Origin of the sequence: Vibrio anguillarum (assembly GCF_001989995.2) — a bacterium.
Taxonomy (GTDB): domain Bacteria; phylum Pseudomonadota; class Gammaproteobacteria; order Enterobacterales; family Vibrionaceae; genus Vibrio; species Vibrio anguillarum.
This window is the reverse complement of record NZ_JAHGUP010000011.1, coordinates 11373-28228: the sequence shown is the minus strand read 5'-3', so window position 1 is coordinate 28228 and position 16856 is coordinate 11373. Positions and strand designations below refer to the sequence as shown.

Genomic DNA, 16856 nt, shown 5'->3' with positions numbered 1-16856 from the left:
TTTGTTCGTGGCACACCCCAAAAGAGAATTTTGATTTTATCTCGTCCACGGTTGCAGAAGATAAACCAGGCTTCACTGAACGGATCCATGTCCAGTACATCAGCAACAATCAGTGACAGGCCATCAATGGACTTACGCATATCGGTAATACCAGAGACCAGATAAATACCCGAATTTGGTGTTAACACATCAGCGCCTGTAACCAGTTCTGGATTTGGTGTGCTGGCATTTCAGCGGGCAACTCAGCCGTTATTCCTGTTGGTAGTGAGAGCACTACCGATTGAATATTGCTTTTTATTTTCGGTTTATCTTCGATCACAACAGGATGGACAAGCTGACGTTGCCCCCCGCCGTAAAGTTTTTTACGCCAGTAATAAAAAGTATGTTCCGTCAATTGATTTGCTTTGCAGAACGTGACAATGGATAACTCACTTTGGCTCTGCTGTTCAATGATTTCAGCCCAGAACTGAGGTTTATTGGATGGGTGCATGGTGACTCCTTAGTTATGGAGTCACTATGCCGAGCATGCGGAAATATTAGTAGGTGGGGTTAAATCGACGCTTACCTGAAAACAGGACAATTTCATTATTTGGCAGTTTCACTTCAATAAACGCTGACCCTAAAATATGGCCCGCAGGCGTAAAGCGAAAATAAGTATTGTCTAAATCACGAGAAATACGCTGCCACACGCCATAATTCACCGGCTTTATTTGTTTATTCAGCCTTTCTAATATTCTTGTACGCTGTGCTTGCCCTAAGCCAAGTTGAAGCTTTAACCCATCTTCTAACATTAATGGGAGTAATTCTGCGGTAGCGGGTGTGCAATAAATAGGCTGATGAAAACCCGCCGCTAATAACCAAGGTATACGGCCGATGTGATCAATATGCGAGTGGGTTAACAACAACGCCTGCAGATGAGTTAATGGAAAATCAATCGCCATTGGTCGGCTATCACGCCCTTGGAATAAGCCGCAATCAACTAAAATCCCTTTCTTCCCGAGCCTCAGCTCATGACAAGAGCCTGTGACGGTCTCTTTTCCACCGTGGTGGATGATCTGCATGTTCAATCCTTTCATTTTTTATGGAGTAATTGAATCGATAGTGCGCGCTATTTATTCATCACAACAGATGGTCTGTTAAAAAATTCGTCGCAGCTGGCAAAGTTTCATTCTAACCGATGTATAGCTCACTAATATTTTTGCCCTAAAACGCAAAAGGGTTCATCACATAGTGATGAACCCTTTTATACCGTATCTGGTTTGGCTAATATGTTGCTAAGCACTCTTTGGACATTTCTCCTGGATGATTTCTCTTCCACACCAAATCACAAATACCATCACTAGGGGTAAAGCCTGTCGGCGCATCAAGCAATAGCTCACGGATACGCTCATGATCAAAGTTATGGCAAGCAATATCGAGTTCTTCCAAAAGATGCATGTATTGAGGTAACGGTAAGTTTACTTCTGTCGCAGTCATAATTCGCTCATGCGCCGTATTCTCAACATTGTCACCAATCAGAAGCTCTTCATACAGCTTCTCTCCAGGGCGTAGCCCGGTATAACTTATCTCAATGTCACCGTATGGGTTAGATTCGTCTTTCACTTCCAACCCAGAAAGCTGAATAAGATTTTTGGCAAGATCTGAAATACGCACAGATTCCCCCATATCGAGAACGAAGACATCACCACCTTTGCCCATCGCTCCTGCTTGGATCACTAACTGTGCGGCTTCTGGAATGGTCATAAAATAACGCGTTATTTCAGGATCAGTAACAGTTAAAGGGCCGCCTGTTGCTATCTGTTTTTTAAACAGTGGCACCACTGAACCAGAAGAACCCAGCACATTACCAAAACGCACCATACAAAAACGGGTGCCTTTAGGCTTCTCATTTTCTTGCTCTGCCAAGGCTTGTAAACCTAATTCAGCCATACGCTTAGTCGTACCCATTACATTAGTAGGCCTAACTGCTTTGTCTGTAGAGATAAGCACAAAGGACTCAACCTGAGCCTCCACTGCAGCTTTTGCAGTGTAGTATGTACCAAACACATTGTTTCGTACCCCTTCCACTACGTTGAACTCTACCAAAGGAACATGCTTATAGGCGGCGGCATGGTAAATGGTTTGAATGCTAAAGCTTTTCATCACCATTGATAAACGATTAATACGCTGAACAGAACCAAGCAGAGGTACGATTTCAATATTTAGTTTTTTGCGGACACTAAGTTGACTAAGCTCTCGATCAATTTGGTATAGCGCAAATTCAGAAAGCTCAAAAAGAATCAACTTTTTCGGCTGGCTGAGAATAATTTGTCGACACAGCTCTGAGCCAATCGAGCCCCCAGCCCCGGTGACCATAACAACTTTATCTTTGATGTTCGCTTCCATTAAAGAGCGCTGCGGTATAACCGGATCTCGCCCAAGTAAGTCCTCAATCGCAACGTCTTTTAGCTCATCAATACTCGCCTTACCTTCAACAATATCTTTCATATCTGGTACGGTAAGTACTTCTGCAGAAAGATAAACCAAAGAATCCAATATTTTCTTTCTTCGAGCACGCGAAGCACTTGGCACTGCAAGTAGTATCTGCTTTACATTATGTTTAGCAACTAACCTATCTGCATGACCAACATTATGTACACACAACCCCATAATCACGGTGTTTTCAAGGGTTTTATCTTCATCAATAAACCCTACTACTTTATGAGTTTCCGAATTTCTGAGCGCTAGTGCAAGCTGCCTTCCAGCTGAGCCCGCACCATAAATCAGCACAGGCTTGTTTCCTTGACCATTGAGTTGGGCAACGAGCACACGAACGATAAGTCGCGAGCCTCCACATAAAAGGCAGAGAAAGGTTCCGTAAATAATGGGTAAAGAACGCGGAATAGGCGCACTAAAATAAAATGCAAGAACGGCAACAGAAGCCGCTGAAATCACCGTGCCAATACTGACCACCGCTAACGCATGAAAAGTAAGGTAACGCAATACCGCACGGTAGAGCCCAAGCCTTGTGAAAGAAAGGATGGTGATGATAGCAACACAACCCAGAAGGTAAGGAACCGTTGGTGATTTGATCAAAGCAATTTCACCAATTCTTACCCAATAAGCGGCATAAAAAGAGAAGACGATAAAAAGAAGGTCAATAATGACGCTGATAATGCGCTTATTAACCCGCGATAAGTTCCAGATAAAGTTCAGCCTAGCCATGTAACGCCTTTATAAATTTCATTTAGTCTTCATTATCCGAGAGTGGCCTCAGTTAAAACTCTCCTAATCACATCACAACTTTTATTCATTTCTTGCTCAGTCAAAGTAGGATGAACGAGGAACATTAAACTGGATTCACCAACTAGCAGAGCATTAGGTAGACGCTCTGCAGGGCGCCATGGCGTGTTGTCAAAGGCTTTTTCGAGGTAAATCTCCGAACAGCTGCCTTGATATGCAGGCACACCCGAGGCGTTGATTTCTTCCACGATACGATCGCGGTTCCAACCGTCCTTCAATTGCTCAGGGTTAACAAACAGGTAATGCTTGTACTCTGCGTGCTCAATATAGTCCGCGACTTCCACTCGGCGCACAATGGCCAAATCCGCTACTGCTTGATCAATCAACTTGCCGTTGTGCTGGCGTTTGGCTGTCCACTCTGCCATACGCTGCAGTTGAATACGGCCCAATACACCTTGGATCTCCGTCATACGCCAGTTAGTACCAAAGCTTTCATGTAACCAACGAAAGCCCGGCGGGTGCTGACGGTTGTATACCGCATCATAGCTTTTACCGTGATCCTTGTAAGACCACATGGTTGACCAAAGCGCATGATCGTTGGTCGTCACCATGCCGCCTTCACCGCCGGTGGTCATGATTTTATCTTGGCAGAATGACCAAGCGCCAATATGACCAATGGTGCCGACACTACGGCCTTTGTATTTCGCGCCATGGGCTTGGGCGCAATCTTCAATCACATAGAAACCGCGTTCGGCGGCGAGTGCCATAATCACGTCCATTTCGGCTGGCATACCCGCCAAATGCACCACAATTACTGCTTTGGTTTTTTCAGTGACTACGGCCGCAATGGTTTCAGCAGTAATATTTTGGCTGTTGAGATCAACATCAGCAAACACAGGATTGGCACCAGCGGTGACAATGGCAGAAGCAGAGGCCAAAAAAGTACGTGAAGTGGTGATCACTTCATCCCCTTCGCCAACGCCCAAGGCCTTTAAGGCAACATCTAGCGCGAGCGTGCCGTTGCCTAGCGCAATCGCGTATTCACAGCCTGCCCAGGCTGCGAACTCTTTTTCAAACTCACGGCATTCCGTGCCTGTCCAGTAATTGACTTTGTTTGATAACAGCACACGGCTGACTGCATCGGCCTCTTCTTGAGTGAAACTCGGCCAAGGAGAAAAAGGGGTATTTAACACAGTTATAATTCCTTAGGGCAAATAGGTTTTGCAGGGACACCTACCACCACCTGATTCGATAATACATCGTTTATCACTGTTGCTCCTGCTGCAACAACAGCGTTTGAACCAATTTTGATTAATTGCTTAATCTGACAACCAATTCCCAGCCAACTAGCTTGTGCAACTTCTACCCCGCCAGCAAGGTGTACACCAGGACTCAGATGCACTCCATCCTCAATGATACAATCGTGATCTACCGTAGCAGCTGTATTAATAATACAGACCTGCCCAATACGGCTAAACGGGTTAATCACCGCACCAGCCATCACTACCGTACCATTTTCCACATTGGCATATCGACTAACTATGGCAGAGGGATGAACCAAAGGCAGACAGCTAGCTCCAGACGCAACCAGTTGATTATACTTCTCTAAGCGAGTTGCGTTATTGCCTATAGCAACAACAACATTAGCATAATGCTGCGCTTGCTTGAGTAAGGTTTCACTATTGCCTGACACCTGCCAAAGCTCTATTCGTCCTAGACTTGGCCAGCGGTCATCATAAAAATGAATATCAGAATAGCCATTGAGCTCAGCCATTTCAGCAATGACCTTGCCATGTCCGCTGGCACCGAGAATCGCACAAGAACCTAACGAGTTTTTACTCACAGGCTTAACGTTCATTACCTGTTCCTTGTTGATCTTTCCCTGTAAATGGGGCAATTGTGACGTGACCATCCGCCGAAATACCTTCTTTAACAAACACCTTTTTTACTGTTAACAACAGAATTCTTAAATCTAGCCAAAAAGAGCGATTATCAACATACCAAACATCGAGTTTGAATTTTTCTTCCCAACTTATGGCGTTACGACCATTAATTTGCGCCCACCCGGTCACCCCCGGACGGACTTCATGCCGACGAGCTTGCTCTTTGCTATACAGAGGTAAATATTGCATTAACAATGGGCGTGGGCCAACCAAACTCATCTCACCTTTTAGCACATTCCACAGTTCTGGCAGTTCATCTAGACTTGAATTACGCAACTTATCACCGAAAGGAGTCATGCGTTCAGAGTCCGGCAATGGGTTACCATTAGCATCCACAGCATCTTTCATGGTACGAAACTTGATCATTTCAAAAGGCTGACCATTTAAACCCGGCCTGATTTGGCGAAAAAGCACTGGGGAGCCAAGGTTTGAACGTATTTTCCAAGCAACGAGCACAGTGATTGGGGATAAAACAATGAGCACCGCGAGTGAAATCAGGAAATCAAATATCCTTTTCATTATCTACCTATAAAATTCAGAACTATACTTAAAAATCATGAACATTCTCGTAAATAAAGGCTTCCCAATACCTTCAAAAGGCACTCTGGATCCATCACCCTTTTATGTTTAATAATCGCTTTCAATGTCGTTTCACTTCAGACTTAGTACTAAGGGTAATCTGGGATGGCGTCAACATGCATAAATGGGTGCTGGTTACTCATTGTTTAACCTCCAATTTGTCTATGGAGATATTAGAAAACACTGAAAATGATCATCGGTTAATTGTTTGTTGTGTGATAACGCTATCCAACAGAGCAACCAATCTATGGAATTCACCCTTTAAACATAGGCATGTTGATGATTTTTCTCTGAAAGTATGTACATCTAAAGTCAAGGATGTTCATGCGGTTACCTTGTCAGAAGGCACTTAGTTAAACAATACTTTTATCAATTGATTAGCCAGTTGCCCATACTCATACTGCTTAAGTGCAGCTTTACGGCCATTTTCCCCCATAGCCAGCCTTTCCTCTGCTGGCATCTGATAAAGGCTTAAGACAGCATCAGCCAGTTGCTCTGGAGCTTGGGCCGGGACTTGTAGCCCCGCCTTAGAGTCTTCGATTGGCTTATACTCACCAGACTCAATACCGTAAACAATCGGCTTACCTGAATAAAGGTAATCAAATAGTTTGTTAGGTGAGACACCAAATCGGAATAATGGGTCTTTTGTAAGCCCGATGTAACAAGCATCAAACTCGCTCAAAATAGACTGAATTTCAACTTTTGGAATGGGGTCAATAAAGAATATATTACGCAATTGTTTCTCTGCAACCAAAGACTGGAGAGCGGCTTTCTCTTTTCCCGCACCCACTAACACGAAGGCAATCTCAGTATATTCCTGCAACCGCTCAGCAGCTTCAATTAGCGTTTGCAACGCGTTAGCCACGCCCAGCGTACCTGTATAGCCAATGATAAATTTATTTTTTGGAAGCTGAGCGGCAGCAGTATGATTGAGTGGGATTTTTTGATTCACTTCATCTAAAGAGAACCCATTAGGCACCCAACTGAATTTATCACGCGCCATACCACGGCCAGCCATATGTTCAACAGAGTTTTTAAGATTAGATACAACCGCATCAGAGTCACGATAGGCTTTATCTTCCACCCACTGCATCAAACGAATAAAAGGATGCTTAGGTGAATAACCACCAATTTCAGTCAAGGTCAACGGCCAGATATCACGTACCTCAAAAACCAAACGGGCTTTGAATTTTTTAGCCAGTCGTTGAGCGCCTAAAAAAGCAATAAGTGAGGGAGAAGAAGATAAAACAGCATCCGGCTTATCAGCAATTTTTCGTGCCAATTTTTGAATCTGCCAAGGGAATAAAAACCAATTCAAAGCACGTTGCTTGCTGTGTGCTTCTGTATAATCAGGCATATTAACCCACACAAAATAGAAACCTTCTTCCAGCGTTTCTATTTTAAATGGCTGATTTAAAACTGGCTTTTCACGTAACAGATGGTGTGAAGCAGAAGCAATCAAATATACCTTATACCCCAGCTTTACTAGTTCACGCCCTAAGTAGTAATGGCGCCCTCCAATCCCCGTTGCCGGGGTAGACGCGTACTGTTGTACAATCCAAACTGTTTTACTCATATACTAGCCTTCAGGATAACATCCACAATCTGCTGTGCAGCTTTCCCGCCACCATACAGATTGTGTGTATCTTGGATTTTACGTCCAAGATTACGAGTAGCGGCTTCAATAATCTTTGTAATGTCAGCACCAACTAACTCATTAGCTCCCGCTTTTATCAGCTCTACCCATTCGGTTTGGTCACGCATCGTGACACAGGCCTTACCAAAGAAAAACGCTTCTTTCTGCACACCGCCGCTATCTGTCAGTACCAACTGGCAGTGATCTAGTAGCCAGACCATCTCAAAATAACCGACGGGATCAGTCAAATGAACGTTCAACTCAAGACCTTGTTCGGCGATCAGTTTGCGCGTCCGTGGGTGCAAAGGGAGTACAATAGGAGCCAAAGTCTGATGAAGTTGATTCAGTGCATTCACAATATTCGCCAAGCGCTCGGGGCTATCTGTGTTTTCAGCACGATGTAATGTAGCCAAAATAAACTCATCTGGCAGCTCACCTGCTGGTGCAACCGCTTTTTGGGCAAATAAGAGCGCCGCATCCTGCATTACGTCGCCAACTTGCAATACCCGTACCTGCTTGTTTGCAAAGCCTTCGTTATTCAGATTTTGCACTGCCGTATCCGTTGGGCAAAAGAGTAAATCACTCACTTGATCGGTGAGGATACGATTAATCTCTTCCGGCATTTGCATATTAAAGCTGCGCAAGCCTGCTTCAATGTGAGCAACAGGTATATGCAGTTTTGCTGCCGCAAGCGCGCCAGCAAGTGTTGAGTTGGTATCTCCATACACCAAGACACGATCTGGCTTATGGGTTAGCAAGGCCTGTTCAATTTCTTTCAGCATACGCCCGGTCATGTCACCGTGGCTACCACCGTGAATATCTAACTGAATATGCGGCCGTGGAATATTCAGTTGGTTGAAAAAAATATCCGACATATTGGCATCAAAATGCTGGCCCGTATGCAGCATAATCTCTTCAATACCGTCGACTTGCTGAATAGCGCGCGATACAACGCTAGCTTTAATAAACTGTGGACGTGCGCCTATGATGGTAAAAATTCTTTGCATCTTTGTCACTTATATGGATTTATAGAAATTAAGTAGTTTTTGCTCTTCGATACCCCAGTTGTACTTTTCCTGCACCGCTTTCTGGCCATTACGTCCCATTTGTTCAGCCTCAACAGGATGAGTAACCAGGTAGTCAATCGCTTCTGCTATCGTTTGAGGAGCCAGTGGATCAACACACAAGCCACACTGATTACCCTCAATAATTTGTTTCCAAAGGAGAAAATTAGAACCGATGACAGGAACAGCAGCACTCATGTATTCAAACATTTTGTTGGGTTGCGCATCGATGTGGTTAGGTGAAGGTAAAAAAGTAACCAAACCACCGACACAACGAGACAGTATATCACGAACATCTTCCCTCCCAACAAAACCTAGTGCATCTACACGTTGCCAACCTTTATCAGCATGGGCGGCTGCTTCAACAACATGCTCATTAAATTTACCTGCTAGCTGTAAACGCGCATCTGAGTGCAACATACCCATAGCTTGAACAACTTGAGATATACCTCGAATCTGTCCAATACCACCAACATACCCAACCTGTGCTTTTTTCTGTGACCAATCGACCTCATCAGTTGAGAGCTCGCCTAATAGTGGATAGTTGTTGATATCCACAGAACGCACCCCTATCGCAATAAACTTATCACGAATGTAAGGGGTCGCTGCAATAACGGCATCCAACTGACGACAGGCCCAATGCTCATAAATGGCAAAGGTTTTAGACAGCAACAACTTGGCTGGCTTATTTAGATAGGGTTTACCCAACAACTGCTTGGGTACATCTTCATGGGCATCAAAAATCACCACCTTGCCGTGCTTTTTGAGTTTCAAACCAATGGGGATTAATTCAGGATCATGCAGATGGTAGATATCTGCATCCAAGTCCAAAGCTTTAGTCAACACACGACCAGGTGCATTACGAATGCGATCCAAACGCCCTTTAGATGCGCCTACATCGTAGATAGACACATTGTTTTTAGTTTCATCACCCTTACCGTCTGCTACGACCAGTGATACCGAGTACCCATTTTTAGCAAGGGTTGTACATTCCTTTAGGAAAATACGGGTGTCATAGCGAGTGTGTACTGAAGACAAGTGAGCAATTTTATTCATCTCTGTGCCTTATTCTTAAGGCGAAAACACACCTTTCCTAAAAGCGCAAAAACACGCATAAGAAAACTGTTGAGCCCCTTTTCCCAGACTTCTATAACATGTTGAATATCTGGGTTGTTGACTCGCTTATTGAGCCACTTGAGTTGTGTAATTTGAAGATTATGATAAGAGGGTGTGCAAAAATTTAAGCCCTTAGCCTTAACACTATCCTCATAAAGAGACCAACCTGCATAACACCAAATACTGATATTTTGACAAAGTGAGTTTACAAGCTTGTCAAATAAATCTTGATGAACGTTACTGCCCGTAACATCAATATATTCACCGAGGCCTATCAATGCATAAAGAAAGCCATTAAGAACATGAGTTGGTTTAAGTGAAGGATACTCCTCAAGGAAAATAGAACCATCAGGTAGTACAGACTGTACGCCACTCTCAGTGATAGGCAAAAACAATGGTGTAAGTGATTTTTCTGCCTGGAGTAAGTACTTGTCCTCACCCGTCAATTTGTAAGCTCTGATAAGAACACTTGCTGCTTCACCTTGAGCCATGCAGGAGATCCAGGGTGATTTAAGCTGCCCCCAATCAAAGTTATATTCATAGCGTGCATTATCCAGATCAAGAAACCAGTTAGCACACTTCATAAAAATTTCTTTATCATTATCAAAGGCCTTATCAATGTATCGGTTGAAATGGGCTAATCCATAGGCTGCTATTCGTGTCGGATTATATTGCACACCAACCGACTGATAAAACCTGTAGGGTATTCCATTATCATCTAAAAGATTATAATAAAACCTATTGTTTTCTAATGTGAAATTCAAGCATATCGGATATAAAAAACCACTATTACTCTGCGTCACTAATGAAAAATCAGCCGTACCTAAGATATATTTAAAAACGTCTTGTATTATTTTTTTCATAATAGCCTTGTTAGTGCATCCTGACCTTTGTTTTAAGCATTTTATTTAAAAATCTTTGCAAACCCTTCATCATATTATATCTTGAGTCCCAGTTTTTAAACTCTTTATAAGAACGGCCAGGACTACTGGTCATTTCATCTAAATTCTCTACTGTGATTCCAAGTTTTTTCGCCACGAAGTGTTTGTCTTCTGTTAATTCAGCCTCATCATATAAAGGTTTATTTAGCTCATCAAGTGCTTCTTCTCTTGTAATATCACCTGAAAGAATACGGCTTGCTAAGTGAGAGCGCCTTTTATCAATATTAAACTTAGTGGGTAAGTAGTAGTTTTGAAAGAATTTAGTAAAGCGAGACTCACCATGCTTACGACCGTATGCTTTATAGCCTACTTTATCTTCCAGTTCCTTTTGTGCAAAGTCTTTAGAGTAAGGTAAATAATTGAGCGGTCTAATGACCTTCATCTTCTTAACAAAAGGGTAGTAAAAGTAATATTGTAGAAATCCAATAACTTTATAATCTTTCAGCGGAAGCTTACCAAACTTTCTATGAATAGCCTTTAAGTTAATAGCATCCATTGCGCCATGCTGCCAAGCCGATGCAATCACAGATTCTGTCGCAATATTTCCACCACTAATAACATAATTAATTTTGTTATCAACAGCAAAATGATATAGCGATGCAAAAAAAGCATGATCCTGAACAACATCCTGATTCGCCACACCCGCTTTCAGGTAAGCCAGTTGCAAATCGCGAACTTCTGGCCAGTTCATCACATGGGTATGCAGATCGTAGCCGCAATATTTGACGATTTTTTCAATGTTATATACTGCTAGCTCACTGTTCCAGCCTGCATCAACATGAACAACCAATGGCCTCATTCCGTACTCTTTCATTACCAATGCAAGATACGCACTATCCAGACCACCACTTAAACCAAGGATACAGTCATACTCGTAATTTTTGCGCTCTTCCTTGATTCGATTGAATATCTGCTCCAGTTGCTGCTTGCCTTCTTCGTTCGGAAACCAACGCTTACTGATTACATTGTCAAATTCATGACAATGGTTGCACATACCTTGCTCGTCAAATGTAATTTCAGGATCTGTTGTATCCATCACACAGCGAGTACACATTTGATAGCTACTGTTAGTCATAAAACCTCAATCTAAAAATAAATATTCAAGCTCATGGAAAGCAGGATAAGTCAAAAGTACCGCCTTGTACTTTCCATGAAAAGTAAAGTATGTACCCGCAGCAACGGCTGAAGCTCCGGCCATTTTAACAGCATCTTTAATATGCTCTAAACTACCAACACCACCCTGCACAATTACAGGTATTTCAACGACTGATGTGACTTTTTTAATTAAATCAAGATCTAAGCCCTGCGCTGAACCCTCGCGGTCAATAGACGTTAAAATAATCTCACCTGCACCGTATTGCTGTGCCTTTCTTGCATACTCGATTGGGCAAGTGCCAGTTTTACAGGTGCCATTTTTAGTGTATACCTCATATTTGCCAAACAAGCTTTTTTTAACATCAATCGCTACTACAATGCTTTGAGCACCAGCAATCTGACTGCATTTTGTGACCAACTCTGGGTTCAGATGAAATTCACTATTGATAATGACTTTTTCAACACCAAGCCGAAATAATTTCTCAACCTGATCAACACGGCTAATACCACCACCATACGCGATTGGCATAAAAGCTTCAGAAGCCATGTCACCAATTAGTTCATAATCAGGCTCACCACGATTAACACCGACAGAAATATCAACAAAAGCCAATTCATCAACTTCCTTTTCGTTGAAAATTCTTACCGCATTGATAGGATCACCTACATACTTATGCTTTTTAAATTTTTCACCTTTAACCAAACCACCATCCTGCAATAGCAAAACAGGGATAACACGCTTTTTTAACATTGGATTAACTCTATAAACTGCTTGAAAAGCTGTTTGCCAAACTTATGACTTTTTTCAGGATGAAACTGAACACCGAAGATATTATTTTTGCGAATGGCACAAGTAAATTCATAACCATAATGACAGATAGCCAATTTATTCTCACTTGGTACATCTGCCGCATGATATGAATGAACAAAATAAAAGCGATCTCGGCGATCTGCTTCAAGTGGTTGCAAAATCTCTGGTGATTCAGCGGGAAAAATTTCATTCCATCCCATATGAGGGATTACGTGGCGTTGTTCGCTAGTGAGCTTAGAGAAATCAAAGCGTTTGACCTCGCCTTTAATCCACCCCAATCCTGGTAATTGCCCTTCTTCACTCTTTTCAAGAACAAGCTGCATACCAAGACAAATGCCCAGGAAAGGTATTTTCTCATGTAATACCTTTTGTTCTAACATGGCCTTGAAAGGCTCCAAATGTTTCACACCGTGATCATAAGAACCAACCCCCGGCAGAATAATAGCTTTAGAATTTTCCAAACCAACTGATTGATCAACAATCTCTGCCTCTGCTCCTAGGTAACGTAACATATTCTTTATCGAGCCGCAGTTACCCATACCGTAATCAAGAATTTTTATCATTATGCTAACATCCTCTGATACCCTTCAAGCATTACCCTTTCCTGTTGCTCCCAAGCCTGACCCTGCGCAAACTGGTAAGCATTATTCGATAACTCGGTTAGATCTCGTTCAGCCAAGCGATCCACCGCTTCATTGAGCGCTTCAACAGAATACTCGGTAAGCACCACCCCAAAATCTGCTGCCTGAACAGCCTCAGCCATTTCTTTCATATCAGAGACGATCACAGGTATACCTGCCATTGCATATTCAAAGAGCTTATTTGGCATACAAAAATAATAAGAAAGGCAGGTATTCTCAATTAACGAAATACCAATATCGGCAGAGGCAGTATAGTCAAGGACAACATTAGGTGAAACGGCTGGAAAGTAAAAAATATTCTGATGGTTTTTTGCTGCCTGCTCTACTTCAGTTGTTAAATCCCCATACCCCATAAAAACAGCGACCACATGACTATCTTTTCTTTCTTTGAAAGCGTCCAATATGAGCTGCACACCACGCCCTTTCATCAAACCACCTTGATAAAGCAAAATCTTCTGATTTGGCAAAATACCCAAACGTTCACGGAAGAGGTTTTTTTTAGCTTGCAGACGAAACCTGGGCGAGTTTTTCACAACTAAGGGGCGTTCTATCTTGTAGGCATTGGCATACCAGTCTGCAATATTTTCGCCCACTACGATTATTAAATCACACGAACGGATGAATAAAGATTCTATATACTTAGAGATGCGCTGGCGAAAGCCGTTCAGCCCATTCTTTTCAGTTTCCAGTTCATGGGCATCATAAACCAGCTTCACCTTAAATAACTTCTTTAGTAGCCACCCTAATGGCAAAAGAGCGAGGGTATGGATATTGACAACCTGGGCTTTTTCCTTCCTCACCATCAATAAGCATTTGAACATAAATTCAATAAACTTGAACAACTGAAAAAATGCACTTTTAGGCAACTTTCGAGTTAGCAACCTGATTCTACAGACCTTTGCTTTTGACTTTATAGAGTCTGCAATAGGCAGATCATCAGCGCCAAGCGCGATAACAGTAAAAGAGTCAAAGGTTTCAGAAGCCTCAAGTGATGAAATTTCTTTAAGTACACGAGATTCGTTCCGAAACTCTGTTAGTGTTATATGAATATTTTTCATTATCTAAAACCCAAAGGCTTGGATATAAAACCAAGCGTAAACCAAAGAACAGGCCACTCGATACCAGTGGACAAGTTCGCAAAAAATAGAATATAGAGAAACAGAAAAATGGAATAAAGTGCAACCATACTTAGCTGATAACCATAAAGCCCAGTATACTTAGCTTGCTTAGTCTCACGATAAAGCTGTAGTAGTACATTCGTAAAAAGAGTCAGCACGGCTAGTAATCCTACCAGCCCCAAGTTAGCCATCACATAAGGGAAAAAACTATGCAGAGTTTTGCCTGCATTACCAGTGGTAAGATAAGCAACATTTATGTTACCTAAGAAGGGAGCATAGTTGAGTTGATTAGCTCCAGTTTCTAATAAAATATCCACTCTGCTTAGTAAAGAAGCATTAGAACCAGAACCAAAGCCTAGTAACCGCAAACTAGTAATATCAAAACCTGATATACCTATAATCAGCACCAGTGCCCCTACAAAAATAGCTAAGCCAATTAGAGCCATCAGGCTAAGATTTTTCACTAGGCGCTTCGACCAAGGTAAGACTAGTTTATGCTTGAGATAGCTCAGCCAGACTGTTTTTTTAGCAGTTACAAGAGACATAACCAGCGTAATAAGATAAACACCTAAAATAACAGCGGTTGCGCTATTAGAGCCAAAAAGCTGTGATCCAACTAATGCCATCAAGGTTGATAAGGTATATACGGACAACCAGAAAAACCTAGCTAAAATAGTAGCACCTTGAGCAATATTCTTTAATACTAGATTAAGGTAAGCGAATGAAACAATAATAAATGAAATTGATAAGAAATTTCCAGACCTTTGATAGCTACCATCAATATCTTTTAAGTAGAAAAGCGAATCATGTAGGCGCTGAGAGAAATTGTAGAGCATCCAGATAGATAGAAAATAAAAAAGTAAAATAATATATTTTTCTATCTTTATATCACTCCTAAGGCTAGCCAGACTATGCCTCGTTAAACCTAGTGATGCACCTGTAATATAAAACAATAAAACGCCACCAGTGGTAGCCACTGTTAGTTGTTTTAAATATTCAAGATCATTTAAATCAAAAACTATTCGAAAAGCTATCCAACATATTAGTAAAAGGAAGAAAAAAAAGTGGATATGGAAGTAGAGCTTTTTTTTTACCCAAAACATCGCAAATAACAAACTTGTCAAGCCCACAAACTCTATAAGTAAGTGTAAGGCAACTCCCATCTCACCAACATCAACAATGTTTGCATTGAGATAAATTAGTAATGTGGTGAGTTGAAGAATAATTATTATCTTTAATACAATGACTTTATTATATGGTATAAATCTCACAACTGACTTCCTAGAACATTTTTATAAATATTCCGTAAATTAGAATTTTTAAAGTATGAATTATGCCATAGTAAACCAAAAGTACCGCTTACCTGCTGACAGCTCATTTTCAATTGCTGAATTTTTTCTTCTGCGGCATCAGTTACACCTAACCCTAAGTAAACAGCATCAATCACCGTACATTCCATCACCACCAGCGGCCTGATTCGAAGGTTCAATTGCTCCTGAGCCACGGGATCAAAAGCAGGATATTCAAAACAGGTGCCGCAGCGAAAACCCGGCCTGTCGGCATAACCAAGTGTAGAATCATAAGTCATACCTGCACCCGCCCAAGCACGCATGGTGGTGGATTGTTCCCAGCGCAGGTAGTGCATTCGTCCACCCCATACATGTTGATCAATACTTTCTTCCGCACAGATACGTTTCAGCCGTTCTGCTTCTTGCTTAATCAACTCAGGCTGCTGGAAAGTACCGTAACTAGGATGCAACCCTATTTCATGACCGCGTTCGTGGATTCGGCGCATCAAATTACGGATCGCAGGATGCTCAGGCAAATAGTCAGCATCATGAGAATGATTGCCACCACAGATAAAATAAAATGCACTTTTGATGTTGTTAGCTTCAGATATATCCATCAACCACTCAAAAGTGTTGTAAGGATCGGCTGGGTGTAGCTGGCTGTGTGTCGCAAGTTTAACATAGGGCGCAGTAAAAAAAGCCTTGAGATCGCGCCGTTTCAGCAGGTGCCCCGCCATCATCCGGCCGATGGTCGGCCAAGGTTTAAAGCCATACATGCTCGGGCTATCTACATCGTGCGAGACCTTAATACTGAACTCATGTTGCTTTAACTCAATATCAGGCCAAACACGCTGAATAACCTGCCCTAGAATCATCAGCCATTCATCAACAATTGGGCGCTCAAGATAACCATGTTGATAAGCGTGAGAAAAAACCGCTGGAAAGCGTTGATGATTATCTAAATCCTTACGTCCAACTTCTTCTAACCTCGTTAGCGTCCAGTAGGTTAAACTGAGAATATCGTAGTGTAAAATTGCTCCTTGCTCAGTAAACTCAATAAGCGGGTCTGGTAGTGCGTTTAAGGAAGGGGCTGGTATGTAGTCTTCGATTGGCGCTATAAAGCCTTCGCTGGAAGCTTGCCACTGCTGACACGGAAAATCTGAACGCGACTGATGAAATATGCCTTGCAACCTAGCGAACGTTATGGAACCCTGACTATCATTTAAATAAAATTGTAGTGTATTAGGTTGTTGAGCCAGTATAAAACGATGGCCAAAACGTTCAAATAAAATGGTCTCGAGCCAACGTATTGCACCCTCAGAAAAATGAATCATGTATTACCTATCTTGGAGTTTACCTGCCGTAGCAATGTTGCTAAAAGATTTTATAGAGTGAGTAATC

16 protein-coding genes and 1 pseudogene are annotated in these 16856 nt (G+C 42.1%); all 17 read right to left on the bottom strand.

The window, feature by feature from the left end; translation table 11 throughout:
* The coding region (tnpB, locus tag PL85_RS02420) for an IS66 family insertion sequence element accessory protein TnpB (protein WP_215809348.1) at positions 1-188 on the bottom strand (188 nt) is incomplete at its 3' end.
* Entirely contained in the window at positions 182-490 is a 309-nt protein-coding gene (tnpA, locus tag PL85_RS02415) for an IS66 family insertion sequence element accessory protein TnpA (protein ID WP_019282915.1), read from the bottom strand. The genes tnpB and tnpA, both read right to left, overlap by 7 nt.
* Positions 491-563: 73 nt before the next feature.
* A pseudogene (locus PL85_RS02410) lies at positions 564-1061 on the bottom strand (MBL fold metallo-hydrolase); the annotation flags it as partial.
* A gap of 202 nt (positions 1062-1263) precedes the next feature.
* Positions 1264-3204 (bottom strand): polysaccharide biosynthesis protein, encoded by a 1941-nt coding sequence (locus tag PL85_RS02405; RefSeq protein ID WP_019282749.1) that lies wholly within the window; start codon positions 3202-3204, stop codon positions 1264-1266.
* Between the two features lie 32 nt (positions 3205-3236).
* Positions 3237-4415 carry a DegT/DnrJ/EryC1/StrS family aminotransferase gene (locus PL85_RS02400; RefSeq protein ID WP_019282750.1) on the bottom strand — a complete coding sequence of 393 codons (1179 nt, stop codon included), beginning with the start codon at positions 4413-4415 and terminating at the stop codon, positions 3237-3239.
* A gap of 2 nt (positions 4416-4417) precedes the next feature.
* Complete coding sequence (locus PL85_RS02395; RefSeq protein WP_019282751.1) at positions 4418-5080, bottom strand: acetyltransferase; 663 nt, start codon at positions 5078-5080, stop codon at positions 4418-4420.
* Positions 5070-5684 (bottom strand): sugar transferase, encoded by a 615-nt coding sequence (locus tag PL85_RS02390; protein ID WP_019282752.1) that lies wholly within the window; start codon positions 5682-5684, stop codon positions 5070-5072. The genes PL85_RS02395 and PL85_RS02390 overlap by 11 nt, the downstream gene beginning before the upstream one ends.
* Positions 5685-6093: 409 nt before the next feature.
* Positions 6094-7320 carry a glycosyltransferase family 4 protein gene (locus PL85_RS02385; protein WP_010317081.1) on the bottom strand — a complete coding sequence of 409 codons (1227 nt, stop codon included), beginning with the start codon at positions 7318-7320 and terminating at the stop codon, positions 6094-6096.
* The gene (wecB, locus tag PL85_RS02380; RefSeq protein ID WP_019282753.1) at positions 7317-8387 is read right to left on the bottom strand and encodes a non-hydrolyzing UDP-N-acetylglucosamine 2-epimerase; all 1071 of its coding nucleotides are present in this window, start codon (positions 8385-8387) and stop codon (positions 7317-7319) included. Before wecB ends, PL85_RS02385 begins: the two co-directional genes overlap by 4 nt.
* 9 nt (positions 8388-8396) lie before the next feature.
* On the bottom strand, positions 8397-9500 hold the full coding sequence (locus PL85_RS02375; RefSeq protein ID WP_019282754.1) for a glycosyltransferase family 4 protein: 1104 nt from the start codon (positions 9498-9500) through the stop codon (positions 8397-8399).
* A complete protein-coding gene (locus PL85_RS02370; protein WP_010317086.1) occupies positions 9497-10423 on the bottom strand; it encodes a D-glucuronyl C5-epimerase family protein in 927 nt (308 codons plus the stop codon). The genes PL85_RS02375 and PL85_RS02370 overlap by 4 nt, the downstream gene beginning before the upstream one ends.
* Before the next feature lie 10 nt (positions 10424-10433).
* Complete coding sequence (locus PL85_RS02365) at positions 10434-11576, bottom strand: N-acetyl sugar amidotransferase (RefSeq protein WP_019282755.1); 1143 nt, start codon at positions 11574-11576, stop codon at positions 10434-10436.
* Positions 11577-11582: 6 nt separating this feature from the next.
* Positions 11583-12347 carry an AglZ/HisF2 family acetamidino modification protein gene (locus PL85_RS02360; protein ID WP_019282756.1) on the bottom strand — a complete coding sequence of 255 codons (765 nt, stop codon included), beginning with the start codon at positions 12345-12347 and terminating at the stop codon, positions 11583-11585.
* Positions 12341-12970 carry an imidazole glycerol phosphate synthase subunit HisH gene (hisH, locus tag PL85_RS02355; RefSeq protein WP_019282757.1) on the bottom strand — a complete coding sequence of 210 codons (630 nt, stop codon included), beginning with the start codon at positions 12968-12970 and terminating at the stop codon, positions 12341-12343. Before hisH ends, PL85_RS02360 begins: the two co-directional genes overlap by 7 nt.
* Entirely contained in the window at positions 12970-14106 is a 1137-nt protein-coding gene (locus tag PL85_RS02350; RefSeq protein WP_019282758.1) for a glycosyltransferase, read from the bottom strand. The genes hisH and PL85_RS02350 overlap by 1 nt, the downstream gene beginning before the upstream one ends.
* On the bottom strand, positions 14106-15437 hold the full coding sequence (locus tag PL85_RS02345) for a hypothetical protein (protein ID WP_069211953.1): 1332 nt from the start codon (positions 15435-15437) through the stop codon (positions 14106-14108). The genes PL85_RS02350 and PL85_RS02345 overlap by 1 nt, the downstream gene beginning before the upstream one ends.
* Positions 15434-16789 (bottom strand): polysaccharide deacetylase family protein, encoded by a 1356-nt coding sequence (locus PL85_RS02340; protein ID WP_069211954.1) that lies wholly within the window; start codon positions 16787-16789, stop codon positions 15434-15436. The genes PL85_RS02345 and PL85_RS02340 overlap by 4 nt, the downstream gene beginning before the upstream one ends.
* Positions 16790-16856: the final 67 nt, after the last annotated feature.